The sequence below is a fragment of the Citrobacter sp. VF227 genome (assembly GCF_052950715.1).
In genome coordinates, this window is the sequence record NZ_JBRFVF010000303.1 from 1 (window position 1) to 494 (window position 494).

General features: G+C 62.8%; 1 protein-coding gene. It reads left to right on the top strand.

From position 1 onward, the window contains the following. The coding region (gene flgH, locus ACU8YC_RS26430) for a flagellar basal body L-ring protein FlgH (protein WP_446896183.1) at window positions 1-494 on the top strand (494 nt) is incomplete at both ends.

Consider the following 494-nt stretch of genomic DNA (forward strand, 5'->3'; position numbering starts at 1 on the left):
CAACCTCTACGACGACCGCAAGGCTCATCGGGTTGGTGACATCATCACCATTACCCTCAACGAGCGGACCCAGGCCAGCAAGAACGCGACGTCGAAACTCTCGAAGGACAGCAGCGCGAACATAGGTCTCGGTTCGCTGTTTGGCGGCGCGGTGTCCATGGCCAACCCTCTGACCGGCAACTCAATGAACCTGGGAGCGGAGTACGAGGCGTCGCGCGACACCTCCGGCTCTGGCCAGGCAGGGCAGAGCAACAGCCTGTCCGGCTCCATTACTGTCACCGTTTCCGAAGTGCTGCCTAACGGCATCCTTGCCGTGCGCGGCGAGAAGTGGATGACGCTCAATACCGGTGACGAACTGGTGCGTATCGCAGGTCTGGTTCGCGCGGACGATATCTCCACCGACAACACCGTGCCGTCCACCCGTATTGCCGATGCGCGCATCACCTACTCGGGCACCGGCGCCTTTGCCGATGCCAGCCAGCCGGGCTGGCTCG